We start from the raw sequence: 18842 nt of genomic DNA, 5'->3' as shown, positions 1-18842 counted from the left end.
TTGGCCATGACCTCCGAACTGAACCTGATTCCCGTCATCGACCTGCTCAAAGGCCAGGTGGTGCGTGCCGTGCGTGGCGATCGGCAGGCATACCGGCCGATCGTGTCGGCGCTGTGCGGCAGCAGCGATCCGGTGACGGTGGCGCGCATCCTGTGCGATCACTGTGCGGCGCGGCAGCTGTACGTGGCCGACCTGGATGCGCTGCAGGGCGGGGCCACGCAGATCGCGGTGCTGGTCGATCTGCTGCAGGCGCTGCCGGAGATCGAGCTCTGGCTGGACGCCGGCCTGGCGGATGCATCGGCCGGCGAGGCGCTGCGCAGCCGGTTGGCTCCCTTCGCCTCGCGCATCGTCTTCGTGTTCGGCAGCGAATCCTTGCGCTCGCGCGCGGCGCTGGAGCGCTGTTTCGCCCCCGCCGCGGCCACGAGCGATGGCGCCGGTGCGGACGAGATCCGGGCCGCGCTCTCGCTGGACCGGCGTGACGGCCAGCGCCTCGACGCCGCCGGCTGCTGGGACGCCGTGGACCTGTGGCCGCAGCGGCTGATCGTGATGACGCTGGAGCGCGTCGGCTCCGGCGCCGGACCGGACCTGGAGACCTTGCAGGAAGTGCGGCGCCTGGCGCCGCGCGCCATGGTGATCGGCGCAGGCGGCATCCGCAGCCAGGACGATCTGGCGCGCGCCGCCGCGGCGGGCGCCGATGCCTGGCTGGTGGCCAGCGCGCTGCACGACAAGCAGCTGCCGCGTATGCGCCGCTGATCCATCGGCGCTCGTGCGAGGAGGGTTCGGGGGCACGCCATGGGCGGTGTGTACTCACGAACCGTGCCATCCCGCAACCGGCTTGCGCCCCCGCCGGCGGCCCGCCGCGGGCGCGCCTGCACCGCCGAAAGCGCAACACTGTGTCTCACACAGGTGTGTCATCCGGGCCCTGTCCAGGCGCGGCCCGCCGGGCGGGTAAGTGGCACGTGCTTTGCGTGGTTGCCCGACCATGAACCCAGTCGACGCAGCCGGGCAGCACGGCCAATCTCCATGGACCTGTCCTTTCTGCTCCTTGCTGTGCGACACCTTCGGCGTGGAGATCGGGCCTCCCGGCACGCCGTTGGCGCTGACCGGCAGCGAGTGCCCGCGTGCGCGCAGTGCGCTGGCCACCTTCGCCGGCGCGGCCGGCGCCGAGCGCCCACGCGTCGACGGACGCGACTGCGATCTCGACGACGCGATTTCCGCCGCCGCATCGCTGCTCGCGGCCAGCCGCCAGCCGCTGTTCGGCGGACTCGGCACCGATGTAGCGGGCGCCCGGGCCCTCTATGCGCTGGCCTGCGAAACGGGGGCCATCTGCGACCCGGCCCGCGGGGCGGCGCTGATGCATGGCCTGCGTGCGCTGCAGGATCGCGGCGGCTTCTCGACCACGCTGGCCGAAGCGAGAACCCGGGCCGACCTGATCGTCTGCATGACGGGGGAGCCGACGCAGCGCTATCCGGAATTCTTCCGCCGCTGCGCGGTGCAAGAGCCGGAGGATGCGCGCATCGCCATGCTGCCCCCGTGCGGCGACCTGTTCGACACCGTGGCCCTGCTTGCGGCCCTGGTGGCCGGCCGTGTCCCGGCGGAAGACGAGCGCGTGCCGGCCGAACTGGCAGCCCTGTCGGCGCGCTTGCACTCGGCCCGCTATGCGGTGCTGGTGTACGAGCCCGGCCGGCTGCCCACGCACGGCGCGTTGATCATCGAGGCCATCCAGCGCATCGTCGCCACGCTCAACCGCAGCACCCGCGCAGCCTCGCTGGCCCTCGGCGGCGACGACGGCGCCGCGACGGTGAACCAGGTGTTCGCCTGGCTGTCCGGACTGCCCCTGCGCTCGCGGGCCGGGCCCGCGGGACTGGAGCACGAGCCCCTGTGCTTCGATGCCGAGCGCTTGTTGGCCGATGGCGCGGTGGATGCGCTGCTGTGGGTGTCGAGTTTCGGCCAGGAGCCTGCGCCGCCGCCGACCAAGCTGCCGTGCATCGTCCTCGGCCATCCGAGGATGCGGGAAGCGAAGGCGCCTGCGCACGGGCGGGTGTTCATTCCGGTGTCGACGCCCGGCATCGGCTCCGGCGGCCATCTTTTCCGCACCGACGGCTCGGTGCTGCTGCCGCTGCGGCCCCTCTACGACGACGGACTGCCGGGCGTGAGCGAGGTCGCGCGGCGCCTGACCCAGGCGGTCCAGGCCCTGCGGCCGGGGGTGGCGGCATGACCGGCATCTGCCTGCGCGGCGGCCGCGTCATCGATCCGGCGAACGGCTGCGACGAGGTACGCGATCTCCATGTGCGCGACGGCCGCATCGTGGCGCCGGATCCGCACGACGCCGCGGCCGAGGTGATCGACGTCAGCGGCTGCGTGGTGATGGCCGGCGGCATCGACATGCACACCCACATCGGCGGCGGCAAGGTCAACCTCGCGCGCCTGCTGATGCCGGAAGACCATCGGCTCGACGCGAACCCGCCGGCGTTGCCCGCCGGCGCGCTCGAGATGGCTTCCTGCGGCACCTGCACGCCCGGCACGCTGGCCACCGGCTACCGCTATGTCGAGATGGGCTACACGGCTGCCTTCGAGCCGGCCATGATGGCCTGCAATGCGCGCCATACGCACATGGAGATGGGCGACACGCCGATCCTCGACCATGGCGCCTACGTGATGCTCGGCAACGACGAGCTGTTCCTGCGCATGCTGGCCGAGCGCTGGGATTTCGAGCGCATCCGCGACTACGCGGGCTGGACGATCAATGCCACCAAGGCGATGGGCGTGAAGGTGGTGAACCCGGGCGGCATCTCCGCCTTCAAGTTCAACCAGCGCAAGCTCGACGTCGACGAGCACCATGCGCACTGGCAGGTCACGCCCAAGCAGGTGGTGCACACGCTGGCGCGCGCGCTGCGCGAACTGGGCGTGCCGCATCCGCTGCACATCCACGGCAGCAACCTCGGCGTGGCCGGCAATGTGCAGTCCACGCTGGACACCATCGCCGCGCTGGAAGGCTTGCCCGGCCACCTGACGCACATCCAGTTCCATGCCTACGGTGCCGAGGGGCCGAAGAAGTTCTCCTCGGCCGCCTTGCAGCTCGCGGAGGCCGTGAACGCGCACAAGAACGTCAGCATCGACATCGGCCAGATCATGTTCGGGCAGACCGTCACCGCCTCCGGCGACACCATGCGCCAGCATGCGCAGTCCGGCCTGGCCCACCCGCGCAAATGGATCGGGGCCGACATCGAATGCGAGGCCGGCTGCGGCGTGGTGCCGTTCCGCTACCGCGAGCAGAGCTACGTGAATGCGCTGCAGTGGGTCATCGGGCTGGAGCTCTTCCTGCTGGTGGACGATCCGTGGCGCGTCGTGCTGACCACCGACCATCCCAACGGAGGGCCGTTCACCAGCTATCCGCACCTGATCCGCCTGCTGATGGACCGTGGCTTTCGCGAGGAGCAACTGGCAAAGCTGCACCCCGAGGTGGCGGAAAATGCGGCGCTGCGCTCCATCCAGCGCGAGTTGTCGCTCAACGAAATCGCGATCATGACGCGGGCCGGTCCCGCGCGGCTGCTGGGCCTGCGCGACCGCGGGCACCTGGGCGCGGGCGCGGCCGCCGACATCGCGGTGTACCGCGAGGAGCACAACCGCGAGGCCATGTTCGCGACGCCCGCATACGTGTTCAAGGACGGCGTGCTGGTGTCGCGCGCCGGCCGCGTGACGGCGGTGCCCGTGGGCGGCACCCACTTCGTCGCGCCGGAGTACGACCGCGGCATCGAGCAACGGCTGCGCAGGCACCTCGCCGAGCAAGGGTCGGTCAACTTCGACCATCTCGCGATCGGCCACGACGAGCTGTGCCAGTGCTGCCACGGCGGGCGCCTGCTGCCGGCGGCCTGCTTCCAGGAGGCGCATTGAATCGCAACGGCGTCCTCATCGACGACACCTTCGCGGAGGCCTTTCCGATGAAGGCCACGCGCATCGTCATCACCGCGCACGACATCGTCTGGGCGCGCCACGCGGCGGTGTCGGCCACCGGCTTCGCGACCTCGGTGATCGCCTGCGGCTGCGAAGCCGGCATCGAGCGCGAGATCCAGGCCGGGGAGACGCCCGACGGCCGTCCGGGCGTGAGCGTGCTGCTCTTCTCGATGTCGGGCAAGGAACTCGCCAAGCAGTTGGAGCGCCGCGTCGGCCAGTGCGTGCTGACCTGTCCGACCACCGCCGTCTTCGCCGGCCTGGCGCCGGGGCCGGCCGGCAGCGATGCGGCCGCGCTCGGCAAGAACCTGCGCTTCTTCGGCGACGGCTGGCAGATCGCCAAGATGATCGACGGCGTTCGCTACTGGCGCGTGCCGGTGATGGACGGCGAGTTCGTGGCGCAGGAAGACACGCCCGTGGTGAAGGCCGTGGGCGGCGGCAACCTGCTGCTGCTGGCGCGCGACACCGACGCGGCACTGGCGGTGGCCGAGGCCGCGGTGGCGGCCATGAAGCGGCTGCCCAACGTGGTCATGCCTTTTCCCGGCGGCGTGGTGCGCTCGGGTTCGAAGGTGGGCAGCCGCTATGCGAACCTCCATGCCTCGACCAACGATGCCTTCTGCCCCAGCCTCGTGGGCCTGGTGGCGCACAGCGAACTCGTGCGCGGCGGCAGCACGCCGGGCGAGGAGATCGGCTGCGTGATGGAGATCGTGATCGACGGGCTGACCGAGGCCGATGTGGGCGAAGCCATGCGCGTGGGCATGGAGGCGGCCGTGGCGATGGGGCGGGCCGGCGGGCTGCTGCGCATTTCGGCCGGCAACTATGGCGGCAAGCTGGGGCCGTATCACTTCCACCTGCGCAAGCTGTTCGGCGCGGGAGAAGCCTCATGAACGGGTGGCGCTTCAGCCTGCGGCAGGCGCCCGCGCTGCGGGTCGATCTGCGCGGTATCACGCCGGCCGCGCTCGCGGGGCTTTCCATCGACCAGGTCGGGCAACTGCCGGTCGGCCATGGCAACGCGACACTGGCACTGGCCGAGTTCTTCGACATCGCGCCGCACGAGGAGGGCGTGCTGCACTTCGAAGGCAATCTCGAACGCTTCGACCGCATCGGCTGGCAGATGGACAGCGGGCGCATTCGCGTCGAAGGCCACGCCGGCCACTATGCGGGCGGCTGCATGCGCGCCGGCACGCTGCACATCGAGGGTCGTGCAGGCTTGCTCGCTGCCTGCGAAATGGCCGGCGGCACGCTCAACGTGGCGGGCGATGTCGGCGACTTCGCCGCCAGCACCTTGCCGGGCAGCATGGACGGCATGCGGGGCGGCACCTTCGTGGTCCGCGGCAGCGCGGGCGAGCGCTTCGGCGACCGCATGCGGCGCGGCACCGCCGTGGTCCATGGCGACGCGGGGGCCTTCCTCGCCTCGCGCATGGTGGCGGGCACGATCGCCGTCGGTGGCCGCGTCGGCGCCCATGTGGGCCATGGCATGCGCCGCGGCAGCGTGGTGTTCGCGGGGCCCGGCGCGGGCGTGCCGGCGGAGCTCGGGACCCTGCCGACCTTCGTGGCGAACCACACCGCGACCCCGGTGTTCTGGGCCTTGCTGGCGCGCGACCTGGCACGCCATGGCGGCGCTTTCGGCGAGTTGCCGGCGCGCCGCATCGAGCGCCATCTGGGCGATCTGTCGGCCGACGGCAAGGGCGAGCTGATCTTCGTGAAGCCCTGACCCAGAGCTCCTCTAACATCCGGGGTCCTTGTGACGCATCCCTATCTCTCCCACGCCGGTGGCCAACCGCCATCGAAGCACGCACGACCTGGACGACCGGACCTGATGCCTGGCTTCGCGCTGCTCGACGACTGCGCCTCGACGCCGCAGCGGCGGACCAGCCGGCTGCACACCGGCTTCGCGCGCGAGCACCGGTGCATCGACCCGGCGGATCTCGACGCCGTCTGGGCGCAGGTCGATGCCGATCTGCGGCAGGGCCTGCACGCGGTGCTGCTGGCCGACTACGAATGGGGCGCCAAGCTGATGCAGGCCGGGCAGGCCCGGCTCGCATCGGACGATGCCTCGGCGCTGCGGGTGCTGATGTTCCGCGAATGCGCAAAGCTCTCGGCCGAGGAGGTCGGCAGCTGGCTCACGAAGCTCGAGCTGGAGGAAGTGGGTGCGGGTGGCGGCGAGTCGCCCCAGGCTGCCGGCGTGATCGACCTCGTCCCCAGCATCGACGCCCCCGCCTTCACCCAGGCCATCGCGCGCATTCACCAGGCCATCGCCGCCGGCGAGACCTACCAGGTCAACTTCACCTACCGCCTGCAGGGCCGTGGCTACGGCTCGCCCGTGAGCCTGTACCGGCGGCTGCGGGCGCGCCAGCCCGTGGCCTACGGCGCGCTGATCGCCTTGCCGCAGCGCGAGGAGGGGGGTGAGGGCGAAGTCACGCACGTGCTCTCGTGCTCGCCCGAGCTCTTCCTGCGCCAGGACGCCGGTGTGCTCACCGCGCGTCCGATGAAGGGCACGGCCGCGCGCGCCGGCGCGCCCGAGGGCGACAGCGAGACGGCGCGCCTGCTCTCTGTGGACATCAAGAACCGCGCCGAGAACGTGATGATCGTCGACCTGCTGCGCAACGACATCGGCCGGGTGGCGCGCATCGGCTCGGTGAAGGTGCCGGCGCTGTTCGCCGTCGAGTCCTACGCCACGGTGTTCCAGATGACCTCGACCGTGCAGGCGACGTTGCGCGCCGAGGTCGGCATGCCCGAGCTGCTGCGCGCGGTCTTTCCCTGCGGTTCCATCACCGGCGCGCCCAAGCACCGGACGATGGAATGGATCGCCGCGCTGGAGAGCACGCCGCGCGGCCTCTATTGCGGCGCCATCGGCTGGATCGATGCGTCGGCGCCCGGTGCGCGCATCGGCGACTTCTGCCTCTCGGTGGCCATCCGCACGCTCACGCTCGGCGCCGAAGCCGGCGGCCTGCGCCCGCTGCGGCTGGGCATCGGCGCCGGCATCGTGCAGGACAGCCGCGCCGCGGACGAGTTCGAGGAATGCCTGCTCAAGGCGCGCTTTCTTACCGGCCTCGATCCAGGTTTCGAACTGTTCGAGACCATGCATGCCACGCGGCTTGGCGGCATCCGCCACCTGGATCGGCACCTGGCGCGGCTGGCGCGCAGCGCCCGAACGCTGGGCTTCGCGTTCGAGCGCGATGCGGCGCTCCAGGCCTTGCACGACGCGTTGCCGGGCCTTGCGCCTGGCCAGCCCTCGCGCCTGCGCCTGGCGCTGGCGCATGACGGGCGGCTTCGCCTCACGCACGCGCCGCTGGCCCCCTTGCCGGCCGGCGCGGTGAAGTTGCTGATTGCCGGCGAGCGATTGCCCGATGCGAACCCCCTGGCCGCGCACAAGACCACCTTGCGCCAGCACTACGACGCCGGCGTGCGCGAGGCCGAACGCGCCGGCGCTTTCGACACCCTGTTCTTCACGGCCGACGGGCGGCTCGCCGAAGGCGGGCGCAGCACGCTGTTCGCGCGCATCGACGGGCGCTGGTGGACACCGCCGGTCGCCGACGGCGCGCTGCCCGGCGTGATGCGCGAGGCGCTGCTCGAAGATCCCGCGTGGCAGGCCGGCGAACGCACGCTGCGCCTGCAGGACCTGCAGTCGGCGCAGGCGCTGGTGGTGTGCAACGCGCTGCGCGGCGCGCTGCTGGCGCAGCTGCAGGCGTACGAGCCCGCGGCCGCGTGAGGCGTGCCGACTTCGGCCTTTGCGATGAAGCTGGCGCTCTTCGACCTCGACCACACCCTGATTCCGTTCGACAGCGGCATGGCCTGGACCCGCTTCCTGATGGCGCGCGGCGTGCTGCCTGCGGATGCGGAGTCGGTCTACCTGGGCTATTGCCGGCAGTACGTGGCCGGCACGCTGGACATCCGCGAGCTGCACCGCGTCAGCGTCGCGCCCCTCGCTGGCCTCGGCCTCGCCGTGCTGCGCCAATGGGCGAGCGAGTTCGAGGCCGCGATGGCGCCGCAGGTGCCGCCGGCAATGCGTGCGCTGGTGCGCGGGCACCAGGACGCGGGCCATCTCTGCGCCATCGTCACCGCCACCACCTGGCTCATCGCCGAGCCCTTCGGCCGCCTGTTCGGCGTCGCCGACGTGATCGCGACGCCTTCGCTGGTGGTCGGCGATGCGCTCGACGGCGCGATCGACGGCGACCCGTGCTTCGGCGCCCACAAGCTGGTGCATGTGAGCCGGTGGCTGGCTGCCCGCGACCTGCGCCTGGAGGCGCTCGAGCAGTCGTGGTTCTATTCCGACTCGATCAACGACCTGCCGCTCCTGGGCGCGGTCTCCGATCCGGTGGCCGTGTGCCCCGACGATCGCTTGCGCGCTCAGGCCCTGCAGGCCGGTTGGCCGATTCTCGAGCGGGCCTGAACGGCCGCGCTACACCTGGATCAGGCCCCAGCGCAGCGCGACCCAGGTCAGCTCCGCCTGGTTGCTGGCCCCCAGCTTTTGCTTCACGCGGTAGAGGTGCGAGCCGACCGTGCTGATCGACAGGTTCAGCGTGGCGGCGATCTGCGCCACGGTCATGCCGCGCGCGAGCTGGATGAAGACCGAGAACTCGCGCTCGCTGAGCAGCTCGGCCGGGCTGGCATCGCCCTCGATCTGCGCGGTCGCCAGCGCCTGTGCGGTATGGGCGTCGACGTAGCGTTCGCCGCGCGCCACCGCCTTCACGGCGGCGATCAGCGCCTCCGGCGCGCTGCGCTTGGCCAGGTAGCCCAGGGCCCCCGCGCGCAGCACGCGGCGCGGGTGCGCGGTGTCCTCGTGCGCCGACAGGGCGAGCACGCGCGCCTTCGGATCGTGGGCGAGCAGGCGCCGCAAGGCTTCCAGGCCGCCCATGCCGGGCATCGACAGGTCCAGCACCACCACGTCGGGCCGTGCCTGCGGGTAGTCCTGGCAGGCCTGTTCGCCGGTGTCGGCCTCGGTCACCACCTCGATCTGCGCGTCCGCGAGCAGCATGCGAAAGCCCATGCGCACCAGCGCATGGTCGTCGACGAGCATCACCCGGATCGGCGGGGCCGATGGCGTCGCCGGAACAGGTGGGTTCGTCGGGGTCGCTGGGGTCATGGGTTCTCCGCGATGGTCGCAGGCAAGGGCAGGCGTACCGTCAATTGGGCACCGCTGGGCAGCGCAGGTTCAAGTCGCAATTCGCCGCCCAGATTGTCGATCCGCTCGGCGAGCCAGCGCAGGCCGTAGTGGCCGGCGCCCATCTGCCCGGCGGCTTCGGCGCCCTGCAGGCCGCGCCCGTCGTCGGTGAGCGAGAGCGTCACGGTTCTTTCGTCGCCCCGCAAGGCGAGCACGATGCGATGGGCCTGTCCGTGCCGCAGGGCATTCGTGATGCCCTCCTGTGCGGCACGGTACAGCACCAGCGCCGCGTCGGTGTCCAGCGGCACGCGGTCGGGCTCGAGCTCGCGCTGCCATTCGACCTGCACGTCGGCGTGGCTGTTCCGGGTGCGCTCGACCAGGTCCTCGAGCGCGGCCACCAGGCCGAACTTGTCGAGCACCAGCGGGGTCAGGCGCGGGATCATGCCGTGCATCGCGGTGTAGAGGCGAGCCGATTCCTCGGCGATCACGCGCGCCGCCTGCTCGGCCTGCGGGTCGAGCGCCTCCATGCGCTTGGCGATCGACAGGGCCATGCTGCGCATCGCGGTGACCGACTGCCCCAGCTCGTCGTGCAGTTCGCGCGCGATCAGGCGCCGTTCCTGCTCGATCTTCTGGTCGACCCAGCGGCCCAGTTCGCGGCTCTCGGACAGGCGGCTCTCCGCCCGCACGGCGCGCCGCTCGGTCTCGATGTGCTGCTGCAGCATGCCGACCATGCGGTTGAAGGCGGCGCCGATGGCCGCCGCCTCGGTGCCGGGCAGGGCGCGCAGCGCGACGTCGAAGCGCCCGCTCTCGAGCTGGTTCAGCGCATGCACGATGTCCGCGAAGGGCCGCGTGGCGCGCCCCACCAGCCAGAACACGAGCGCATTGACGACCAGCAGCAGGCCGAGTGCGCTGAGCGCCAACAGCACGGCGTCGTCCCAGGCATCGAGCACTGCGCGCGACGCGTTGGAACGCACGATCAGCTTGCCGCCGGGGAAGGCGATGGACATCTCGTTGGGTGAGGGCGAGACGAGGCGGTCGAACCAGTCCGGCGCATCGCGGCCGGCCTTGTAGACGGAGGTCGGGGAGCTGTACAGCACCTCTTCCTTGGCATCGAGCAGCGTGATGTCGTTGGAGCGCACGCGGCCGACGCCCTGCAGGAAGGCCAGCATCGCCGCCGTGCCCTGGGCCGCGTAGAGCCAGGCCGTGCGGTTGAGCAACTGCGCTGCCACGCGATTAGCCGCCACCACCTCCTCCTGCACCGACTCGCGCATGGCGCGCAGTTGAAGGCCGAGCATGGCGGCGACGAACAGCAGGGTCAGCAGGCTCACGATCAGGTTGATCTTCAGGCGCAGCGTCATGGCGTCAACAGGCCCTGGCGAAGCGGCCGTGCAGCGCGTAGCTGTCCAGCGCCATGACCATCGCAGAGGCCATCGCGGGGTGTGCCGGATCGTGGCCTGCGCCATCGACCCAGCGCAGCTGGCTGTGCGCGATGCGCTCATGCACCGCCTGCGCGCCCTCCGGCCGGCAGACGCGGTCGTCGCGGGAGTGCAGCAGCAAGGTGAGCACCTGCGGCAGCGTACCGAGGCGATCGAGCAGCGGGGGCGCGTCCAGCCAGCAGCGGTGGACCAGGTAGTGGCTCTGCACGCGGTAGCGGTCCACCAGCGCGTCCAGCGTCTCCCGGTCGGGCTCGATCCCGGCTGCTGGCGCGGCCGCGCCGCCGGCCAGCGTCTGCTCCCAGCGCCACCATGCGAGTGCGAGCCGCCGATGCCGGTCCGGGTCCTCGCTGCTGGGCGTCTGCTGCAGGCTGCGGGCCAGGAAGCCCAGCATGTCGTGGCGCTGGTCGGCCGGCGCCACCGCCGCGAAGCGCGCCCAGGCGGCGGGCGCACGGCCGGCCGTGTCCTGGAAGAAGGCCTCGATCTCTTCGGCGCGAGGCAGGAACACCGAGCGCAGCAGCAGTGCCGCCACGGCCTGCGGCTCGAAGCCCGCGTAGGCGAGCGCCAGCGTGGCGCCCCAGGAACCGCCGGCCACCAGCCAGCGCGGCACGCCGAGCTGCTCGCGCACGATGCGCAGGTCTTCCAGCAGGTCGCTCGTGCAGTTGTGCGCGGTCGCGCCACGCGGCCGGCTGCGGCCGGCTCCGCGCTGGTCGACGCTGATCACGCGAAAGCGCGCCGGATCGAAGAAGCGCCGCAGCAGCGGCGAACTGCCCGAACCGGGCCCGCCGTGCAGCACCAGGGCGCACAGGCCCGCCGGATCGCCGCTTTCTTCCACATGCAGCACATGGCCGTGCGGCACCGGGATGGCATGGGTGCGCCGGGGCGGTGAATCGGAGTACAGGCCGGAAGGGAGCACGAGGGGTATGGTAAGCGGCGCCTCCTGCGCTGCCATTCATGAAAATCATGAAGTGAGATTCATGATTTCATGGCTGGAGCGCAGCGGCCCGGCAGTCCAGTATGCGTCAGGGAGATTCACCAATCCCCGCGGCGGCCGACCGGCGCCGTGCAACGCTTGCAGGAGACATATCGATGAAATGGGAAACCCCGACGGCCACTGATCTGCGCTTCGGCTTCGAGATCACGATGTACGTCAGCGCCCGCTGATTTGCGCGCCTCGTGACAACCTGCCCCGGCACCCCCGGGGCGGGTTGTTTCGACCCTTCACTTTTTCCTTCTTCTCGATGCGCATCACGGTTCTGGGTTCGGCAGCCGGCGGCGGCTTTCCTCAATGGAACTGCAACTGCCGCAATTGCGCAGGCGTGCGCGCGGGCACGCTGCGCGCCAGGCCGCGCACGCAGTCCTCGATCTTCGTGCGGCCCGACGAGGGCGACGACGGCGTCCTCTTCAATGCCTCGCCCGACATCCTGGAGCAGATCCGCAGCAACCCCGCGCTGCAGCCGGCGCGCGCGCTGCGCGACAGCGCCATTGCCGGCGTGGTGCTGATCGACGGACAGGTCGACCATGCCACCGGCCTTTTCATGCTGCGCGAGCGCGGCACACCGCTGCCGCTGTGGTGCACGGACCCGGTGGCGGAAGACCTGAGCCAGGGCAATCCGGTGCTGGGCGTGCTGTCGCACTACTGCGGCGTGGCGCGCCACCCGGTCGCGATCGACGGCAGCGCCTTCGAGGTGCCCGGCGTGCCGGACCTGGTCTTTCGTGCGCTGGCGCTGACCGGCAAGGCAGCGCCGTACTCGCCCCACCGCGAGCACCCGGTGGCGGGCGACAACATCGGCATCACCATCCGCGACCGCAAGAGCGGCCGGAGCGTGTTCTACGCGCCGGGCCTGGGCGCGATCACGCCGCCCGTGTTCGACGCCATGGCCAATGCCGACGCCGTCATGGTGGACGGCACCTTCTGGACCGACGACGAGATGGTCCGCCTGGGCGTGAGCGCCAAGCGGGCACGCGAGATCGGCCATCTCCCGCAATCGGGCGAGGGCGGCATGATCGAATGGCTCGCACGCCTGCCCGCGAGCACGCGGCGGATGCTGATCCACATCAACAACACCAACCCCATCCTCGACGAGGACTCCGATGAGCACGCAGCGCTGCGGCGCGCCGGCATCGAGGCCTGCGAGGACGGGATGACGATCCAGCTCTGAGAGCCCACACGCCATGCACGCCGACAGGATCCAGGACCCGCATCGCCCGGCCAGCGACAGCGAGAAGAACGCGCCGGCATGGAGCCGCGAAGCGTTCGAGCGCCTGCTGCGCGAGCGCGGGCGCAGCTACCACATCCACCACCCCTTCAACGTCATGCTCAACAGCGGCCGGGCCACGCCCGAGCAGGTCCGCGGCTGGGTGGCGAACCGCTTCTACTACCAGATCGCGATCCCGATCAAGGACGCGGCGGTGCTCTCGAACTGCCCCGACCAGCAGGTGCGCCGCGGCTGGGTGCAGCGCATCCTCGACCACGACGGCTTCGAGCTCGGAGGGATCAAGGACGAGGGCGGCATCGAGGCCTGGTTGCGCCTGGCCGAGGCCGTGGGCCTGACACGCGAGGAAGTGCGCGACCTGCGCCACGTGGTGCCCGCCGTGCGCTTTGCAGTCGACGCCTACGTGAACTTCGCGCGTCGCGCGCCGTGGCAGGAGGCGGTGTGCTCGTCGCTCACCGAGCTCTTCGCGCCCGAGATCCACAAGCAGCGCCTGGCCACCTGGCCGGCGCACTATGCGTGGATCGAGCCGGCAGGCCTGGACTACTTCCGCAACCGCGTGAGCCAGGCGCGGCGCGACGTGGAGCAGGGCCTGGCCATCACGCTCGACCACTTCGACACGCGCGCGCTGCAGGAGCGGGCGCTGGAGGTCCTGCAGTTCAAGCTCGACATCCTGTGGGCGATGAACGACGCCATGGCGACGCGCTACGGGGTGACTGCCTGATGAACGCGAGCAAGACCGTGCTGAGCTCCGAGAGCAAGCCCCGCATCGGCCCCGGCTTCCGCCTGCAATGGGAGCCCGCGCAGGAGCGCCACGTGCTGCTCTACCCCGAGGGCATGGTCCAGCTCAACGGCAGCGCGGGCGAGATCATGAAGCGCTGCGACGGCGAGAGCAGCATGGCCGCGATCGTGGCCGATCTGGAACAGGCCTTCGACACCACCGGGCTCGAGCCCGAGGTGCGCGGCTTCGTCGAGATGGCGGGCCAGCAGAACTGGCTGCGCTGGGACGCATGACGCAGGCACCACGGCCCGGCCCCCCGCTCTGGCTGCTGGCCGAGCTGACCTACCGTTGCCCGCTGCATTGCGTGTTCTGCTTCAACCCGGTCGATTTCGCGCAGCAGGACAGCGAGCTGGACACCGAGGACTGGCTGCGGGTGCTGCGCGAGGGCCGGGCGCTCGGCGCGGTGCAATGCGGCCTCTCGGGCGGCGAGCCGCTCTTGCGCGACGACCTGGAGATCATCGTCGCCGAGGCCCGGAGGCTGGGCTACTACACCAACCTGCTGACCTCCGGCGTGGGCCTGAACGCGGAGCGCGCCGCCGCCCTGAAGGCCGCGGGGCTGGACCATGTGCAGCTGTCGTTCCAGGATTCCACGCGGGAGATGAACGACTTCCTCTCGCACACGAAGACCTTCGAGCTGAAGAACCGGGTGGCGAAGATCATCAAGGACCAGGGCTGGCCGATGGTGATGAACGTGGTCATCCACCGGCTGAACATCGATCACATCGACCGCATCATCGCGATGGCGCACGAGATGGGCGCCGAGTACCTCGAACTCGCGAACACGCAGTACTACTCGTGGGCCTTCGTGAACCGCGACCATCTGCTGCCTACGCATGAACAATTGCGCCATGCCGAAGAAGTGACGGATGCCTGGCGTGCCCGGCTGGGCGAGCGCATGCGCATCTTCTTCGTCGCGCCGGACTACCACGAGGGCCGGGCCAAGAAATGCGTCAATGGCTGGGGCAGCATGTTCCTCACCGTGGCGCCGGACGGCACGGCGCTGCCATGCCACACGGCCAAGATGCTGCCGGGCCTGGAATTTCCGAACGTGAAGGCGCACAGCCTGCGCGAGATCTGGTTCGATTCCGAAGGCTTCAACCGCTACCGCGGCACCGGCTGGATGAAGGAGCCCTGCGCGAGCTGCGACCAGCGCGAGCAGGACCTGGGCGGCTGCCGCTGCCAGGCCTACCTGCTGGCGCAGGACGCGGCCGCGGCCGATCCGGTGTGCGCCAAGAGTCCCGACCACCAGCGGGTGGTGGAGGCAGTGCAGCGCGCGGCTGCACGCGAGCCCGGTGACCCAATCGAACATCCCCTGGTGTTTCGCGATCCCGCCAATTCGCGCCGCCTTGCGCTGTAACCGCGCTGACACTGCGACACTCTCCAATGGGGACACCCCACGTCCCCAGGAGCTCTCATGTCCCTAGATTCCCGCCGCGGCTTTCTGCGCGGCTCGACCTCGATCGCCGCCCTCTCGTTCATCGGCACCATGCAGGCGCTGCAGGCTCGAAATGCCAACGCCGCCACTGGCAGCACCGGCCTTGTCGCCAGCCCGTACGGCCCAGTCGCGCCGGCGCTCGACGAAGCCACGGGCCTGCCGCTGCTGCAGCTGCCTGAAGGCTTCGCCTACCGTTCCTACGGCTGGAGCGGTGATCCGATGAACGACGGCCAACCCTGCCCGAGCAACCACGACGGCATGGCGGTGATCGCCTCCTACGGTCGCGGCAACAGCGTCGACGTGGTGCTGGTGCGCAATCACGAGCGGGGCCAATCGACGAAGCGGATCCAGGCGCCGGCCATGTACGACACCGCCTCGAGCAGCGTGAACGGCCAGTTTTCCGGCGGCGGAACCACCAACCTGCGCTTCAAGGGCCGCCAGTGGCTCGGCATGGAGGCGAGCCTGGGCGGCACCCTCACCAACTGCGCCGGCGGCCCCACGCCCTGGGGCACCTGGCTCACCTGCGAAGAGACCGGCAGCAATCTCGAGCCGCAAGGCGGCAAGAAGCACGGCTACGTGTTCGAGGTGCGCGCCAACGCGGCCGAGACGACGGGCAAGCCGATCGTCGCGATGGGCCGGTTCAGCCACGAAGCCGTCGCCGTCGACCCGAAGACGCGCTTCGCCTACCTCACCGAGGACAACCGCAACAAGTCGGGCTTCTATCGTTTCATCCCCAACGATGCGAGCGGCCGCCCGGGCAGCTACGAAGCCGGCGGCAAGCTGCAGATGGCCAAGGTGGTCGGCAAGGCCAACGTCGACCTCAATGTCGCTTCGACCGGCGACACGTACAGCCTCGAATGGGTGGACATCGCCGATCCCGATGCGAACCCGGCGTCGATTGCGCTGCCCGGCTTCGTGGGCGCCACGCCGGTGGCCGGCCCATTCGCGCAGGGCTGGGCACAAGGCGGCTTGCGCATGGCGCGCGGCGAAGGCATCTGGTATCGCGACGGGAAGCTGTTCATCGTCGACACCGCCACGGGAGTGAACGCCGCGGGCGTGGGCGGCAACGGCGAAGGCGCGGTGTGGGAGTACGACCTGGCCACGGGCATGCTCAAAGCGGTCTTCGTGTCGCTCGACGCGGTGGCCGCCAACAACCCCGACAACATCACGATCAGCCCACGCGGCGGCGTGCTGCTCTGCGAGGACGGCGGCGGCGTCGACGACCAAGGCCAGGGTCGCATCGAGCGCCTGGTCGGCTTGACCTCCGACGGCGCGAGCTTCGTGTTCGCGCGCCACAACGTGAAGCTCGGCGCCGAGCAAATCGCTTCGGCCGGCAAGATGGTCGCGCCGGGCGACTACCGCAGCAGCGAGTTCTGCGGTGCCTGCTTCGATCCGGCGGGCAAGGTGCTGTTTGTGAACGTGCAACAGCCCGGCATCACATTCGCGATCTGGGGGCCTTGGGCACGCGGCCCGCTTTGATGTCCGGCGCGAAGCGCCAGGCCAGCAGAAGCAGGGCCAGCACTGCCGGAATCCAGCGCAGTTCCGCATCCGTTGCCTGGCTGCGCGCGAAGCGGCGATCCAGCATGGCCGTCTTCAGCGCGTCCGGCGTGTTCAGGCGGCGGTAGTTCACACCGACGAGCTTGGCGAGAGACTGCAGATGGTCCTGGCGCAGCTGCGAAAGATGCTCGTGGTTGTCCATGCCGCCGATGGCCGATCCCTGCACCACGTCCTCCGGCTGCCAGTAGCCGGCGCTCCGGCCGTCGCTGGCGGTCTTTGGAATGGGCACCGGCACATCGCCGCCGACGCCGATCAGCCAGCCCTGCACCTCGCCGGGCATGATGTCGCTCATCGGCGGTGACTCGTTGGCCCGCAGCGGCGGCGCCTCCTGCCCGTCGCTGATGAAGACGAAGCCGGTGCGCGCGCCGATGCTGCGGGCGCCGCGCACGGCCCAGGTCACGCCCTTGCCGACGTTGCTGGCGTTGGCCCAGCGCATGCGGGCGTCGATGCGTTCGAGCGAGGCGAGCAGCTCTTCGTAGTGGCTGCAGACCTCGATCGGCGCGAGGATCACCAGCGAGCGATAGTCCGCGAAGACGCTCCAGCCCACCTTGGAGCCGCAAGGCAAGGCCGTGAGGACATCGCGCATCGCGGCGCGCGCCAGCGCGAGCCGGCTGGTCGCCGCGCCATCGAGCTCGACGTCCTCGACATTCATGCTCTGCGTGATGTCGAAGCTGACCTGCCAGTCGAACACTGGGCGCTGCAGCTGCACATGCGGCGGCCAGACCGCCAGCGCGAGCAGCAGCAGGGCCAGCGCCAGCCGCCCGTTGCCGCCTGCGCGCAGCCAGGCGGAGCGCCGGGGCCGCGGCGCCGCAGCGCTCACGGCAAGTCCCCGGCGACGAAGCCGGGCACGCGGACCCGGCGCTGCTCGACCGACTGCTGTTGCTCGGCGGAAAACGCTTCCTGCTCTTCCGGCGCCAGGCGCAGGGCGCGCTCCAGGTTGTAGCGCGCATCCCAGTCCTGCGGCGCGGTGCGCAGCAGGTCGCGCAAGCGCTGCTTGCCCAGTTCGAACAGCGGCGCGGCGCCGGCCTGCTGCGCCATGCCTTGGCGCAGGTACATGTTGGCCAGGTTGAACAGTGCCTGCTGCGCGACCGGGTCGCGCTCGCCGCTCTGGAGGAGGGCCGCATAGCCCTTGAGTGCGGCCTCGTGATGGCCCGCTTGCGACAGGGCCAGCGCCTGCGCCAGTTGCAGTTCCCGCGCGGAGCGCGGCGGCAGAGCCGTGGTCTCGTTGCCCACCGGCGCGGCGGCGATGCGGGCGATCTCGGCATTGAGGCCGGTCGTCTGGCGCAGGCGCAAGCCGCGTTCCACGGCCGCGCCCGCGCAGCACAGGCTGAGGACGCCAAAGACCAGGTGAACGGTGCGCCGCTTCATGGACTTGTCCGCCAGCTTTGGAGCTGCAGCGCGCGGCAGGCGAGCAGGCCCACGCAGCACAGCATCGCGGCCAGGTAGAAGGCGCCGCCGTGGTCGCGCCGCGGCACCCGCTCGTGCAGGATCAGCGGGAAGTTCTGCTGGCGGTCGATCTCGGCCATCGCGGCGGCCATCGCGTTGGAGTCGTCCACCTGGTAGAGCCGGTAGGGCGTGCTCAGCGTCTTGAAGAACTGGTGCAGCGCCAGTTCCTCGCCGAGGCCGTAGGCCGTCGCCGTCTCGGTGTTGAGGTTGGGTGAGTTCGGGCCGCTGCGCACGTAGATCCAGTACAGGCCGATCTTCTCGCGCGCCAGTCCGGCGTGGACGCTTCGGCGCGTCGCCTCGTCGAGCTGCGCGCCGCCGTCCGAGACGATCAGGATCACGCGGCTTCCCGAGTAGCTGCGGTGCTCGAATTCCTCGATGGCGGCCAGCAGCGCGACACCCATGCGGGTTTCCGGCAGGCCGCGGCCGATGGCGCTGGCGGCGAGCGCGGCCTGCACCGTGTCGGTCTTCTGCGTGAAGGGCACGACGGCGATCGGAACCGTGCTGAAGGTCATGAAGGCGAAGCGGTTGTCGGGGCGCCTGGCGACGAAGTCGCTCAGCAGGTCGCGCACGACCTTGGCCTTGGGCTCCTGAGACATGCGGCCCGCCATGGGCAGGCCGTTGGTGTGAACCGTGGCATCCATGCTGCTGCTGCGGTCCATCAGGATGAGGATCTCGGCGCCTCGCCCGGTGCGCTGCACCTGCGCGCCCGACTGCCCGGGGCCGGCGAGGCCGAGCACGATCAAGGCCATGGCCGCGACCGCGAAGCCGCGCCAGAGGAAGCCCGCGACGCGGCCGATGCGGTCGGGCGGCAACCAGGCCAGCGACGGAAAGTCCAGCGTATCGCTGCGCCTGCGCAGCAGCGGCAGCAGCGCGAGGGGCAGCAGCAGGAGCATCCAGGGCTGGGCGAAGTCGAGGCGCATGG

General features: G+C 70.6%; 19 protein-coding genes. 13 read left to right on the top strand and 6 right to left on the bottom strand.

Annotated elements, in window-relative coordinates:
• Positions 1 to 6: 6 nt before the first annotated feature.
• From GXN78_RS01690 to GXN78_RS01660, 7 genes are all read left to right on the top strand, one after another.
• Positions 7 to 753 carry a HisA/HisF-related TIM barrel protein gene (locus tag GXN78_RS01690; protein WP_106554023.1) on the top strand — a complete coding sequence of 249 codons (747 nt, stop codon included), beginning with the start codon at positions 7 to 9 and terminating at the stop codon, positions 751 to 753.
• A 229-nt stretch (positions 754 to 982) separates the two neighbouring features.
• Positions 983 to 2218, top strand: coding sequence for a formylmethanofuran dehydrogenase (locus tag GXN78_RS01685; protein WP_106554024.1), 1236 nt, complete (start codon positions 983 to 985; stop codon positions 2216 to 2218).
• Positions 2215 to 3894, top strand: coding sequence for a formylmethanofuran dehydrogenase subunit A (locus GXN78_RS01680; protein ID WP_106554025.1), 1680 nt, complete (start codon positions 2215 to 2217; stop codon positions 3892 to 3894). The genes GXN78_RS01685 and GXN78_RS01680 overlap by 4 nt, the downstream gene beginning before the upstream one ends.
• Positions 3891 to 4838 carry a formylmethanofuran--tetrahydromethanopterin N-formyltransferase gene (fhcD, locus tag GXN78_RS01675; RefSeq protein WP_181360452.1) on the top strand — a complete coding sequence of 316 codons (948 nt, stop codon included), beginning with the start codon at positions 3891 to 3893 and terminating at the stop codon, positions 4836 to 4838. The genes GXN78_RS01680 and fhcD overlap by 4 nt, the downstream gene beginning before the upstream one ends.
• Positions 4835 to 5665, top strand: a complete 831-nt coding sequence (locus GXN78_RS01670; RefSeq protein ID WP_106554026.1) for a formylmethanofuran dehydrogenase subunit C — start codon at positions 4835 to 4837, stop codon at positions 5663 to 5665. Before fhcD ends, GXN78_RS01670 begins: the two co-directional genes overlap by 4 nt.
• A gap of 105 nt (positions 5666 to 5770) precedes the next feature.
• A complete protein-coding gene (locus GXN78_RS01665) occupies positions 5771 to 7663 on the top strand; it encodes a chorismate-binding protein (protein ID WP_106554027.1) in 1893 nt (630 codons plus the stop codon).
• Between the two features lie 24 nt (positions 7664 to 7687).
• Positions 7688 to 8344, top strand: a complete 657-nt coding sequence (locus GXN78_RS01660; protein ID WP_106554028.1) for an HAD family phosphatase — start codon at positions 7688 to 7690, stop codon at positions 8342 to 8344.
• A gap of 9 nt (positions 8345 to 8353) precedes the next feature.
• On the opposite strand, the gene GXN78_RS01655 is transcribed toward GXN78_RS01660, so the two are convergent.
• The 3 genes from GXN78_RS01655 to GXN78_RS01645 are packed head-to-tail and all read right to left on the bottom strand — an operon-like array spanning position 8354 to position 11404.
• Complete coding sequence (locus GXN78_RS01655) at positions 8354 to 9037, bottom strand: response regulator transcription factor (RefSeq protein WP_106554029.1); 684 nt, start codon at positions 9035 to 9037, stop codon at positions 8354 to 8356.
• Positions 9034 to 10413, bottom strand: coding sequence for a histidine kinase (locus GXN78_RS01650; RefSeq protein WP_106554030.1), 1380 nt, complete (start codon positions 10411 to 10413; stop codon positions 9034 to 9036). Before GXN78_RS01650 ends, GXN78_RS01655 begins: the two co-directional genes overlap by 4 nt.
• A 4-nt stretch (positions 10414 to 10417) precedes the next feature.
• On the bottom strand, positions 10418 to 11404 hold the full coding sequence (locus GXN78_RS01645) for an alpha/beta fold hydrolase (RefSeq protein ID WP_106554153.1): 987 nt from the start codon (positions 11402 to 11404) through the stop codon (positions 10418 to 10420).
• Between the two features lie 173 nt (positions 11405 to 11577).
• Here GXN78_RS01645 and pqqA point away from each other — a divergent pair, with 173 nt between their 5' ends.
• The 6 genes from pqqA to GXN78_RS01615 all read left to right on the top strand — a co-directional run bounded on the left by pqqA (position 11578) and on the right by GXN78_RS01615 (position 16396).
• Positions 11578 to 11652 (top strand): pyrroloquinoline quinone precursor peptide PqqA, encoded by a 75-nt coding sequence (gene pqqA, locus GXN78_RS01640; protein ID WP_010100094.1) that lies wholly within the window; start codon positions 11578 to 11580, stop codon positions 11650 to 11652.
• A 77-nt stretch (positions 11653 to 11729) separates the two neighbouring features.
• Positions 11730 to 12650 carry a pyrroloquinoline quinone biosynthesis protein PqqB gene (pqqB, locus tag GXN78_RS01635; protein ID WP_106554154.1) on the top strand — a complete coding sequence of 307 codons (921 nt, stop codon included), beginning with the start codon at positions 11730 to 11732 and terminating at the stop codon, positions 12648 to 12650.
• Between the two features lie 13 nt (positions 12651 to 12663).
• Entirely contained in the window at positions 12664 to 13425 is a 762-nt protein-coding gene (gene pqqC / locus GXN78_RS01630) for a pyrroloquinoline-quinone synthase PqqC (protein WP_106554031.1), read from the top strand.
• Positions 13425 to 13715, top strand: coding sequence for a pyrroloquinoline quinone biosynthesis peptide chaperone PqqD (gene pqqD, locus GXN78_RS01625; RefSeq protein ID WP_106554032.1), 291 nt, complete (start codon positions 13425 to 13427; stop codon positions 13713 to 13715). Before pqqC ends, pqqD begins: the two co-directional genes overlap by 1 nt.
• The gene (gene pqqE, locus GXN78_RS01620; protein WP_106554033.1) at positions 13712 to 14839 is read left to right on the top strand and encodes a pyrroloquinoline quinone biosynthesis protein PqqE; all 1128 of its coding nucleotides are present in this window, start codon (positions 13712 to 13714) and stop codon (positions 14837 to 14839) included. The genes pqqD and pqqE overlap by 4 nt, the downstream gene beginning before the upstream one ends.
• Before the next feature lie 57 nt (positions 14840 to 14896).
• Positions 14897 to 16396 (top strand): alkaline phosphatase PhoX, encoded by a 1500-nt coding sequence (locus GXN78_RS01615; RefSeq protein WP_106554034.1) that lies wholly within the window; start codon positions 14897 to 14899, stop codon positions 16394 to 16396.
• On the opposite strand, the gene GXN78_RS01610 is transcribed toward GXN78_RS01615, so the two are convergent.
• Genes GXN78_RS01610 through GXN78_RS01600 form a run of 3 tightly spaced genes read right to left on the bottom strand, consistent with a single transcriptional unit; the run spans position 16353 to position 18840 of the window.
• A complete protein-coding gene (locus GXN78_RS01610) occupies positions 16353 to 17294 on the bottom strand; it encodes a VWA domain-containing protein (RefSeq protein ID WP_106554035.1) in 942 nt (313 codons plus the stop codon). The two genes, GXN78_RS01615 and GXN78_RS01610, sit on opposite strands and share 44 nt — an antisense overlap.
• On the bottom strand, positions 17291 to 17842 hold the full coding sequence (locus GXN78_RS01605) for an MxaK protein (RefSeq protein WP_106554036.1): 552 nt from the start codon (positions 17840 to 17842) through the stop codon (positions 17291 to 17293). The genes GXN78_RS01610 and GXN78_RS01605 overlap by 4 nt, the downstream gene beginning before the upstream one ends.
• Entirely contained in the window at positions 17839 to 18840 is a 1002-nt protein-coding gene (locus GXN78_RS01600) for a vWA domain-containing protein (RefSeq protein ID WP_106554037.1), read from the bottom strand. The genes GXN78_RS01605 and GXN78_RS01600 overlap by 4 nt, the downstream gene beginning before the upstream one ends.
• Between the last annotated feature and the right edge of the window lie 2 nt (positions 18841 to 18842).

Origin of the sequence: Variovorax sp. WS11 (assembly GCF_010499245.1) — a bacterium.
In the GTDB taxonomy this organism is placed as follows: domain Bacteria; phylum Pseudomonadota; class Gammaproteobacteria; order Burkholderiales; family Burkholderiaceae_C; genus Variovorax.
Note: the sequence above shows the minus strand (reverse complement) of the source record. Positions and strands in the feature narration are given on the sequence as shown.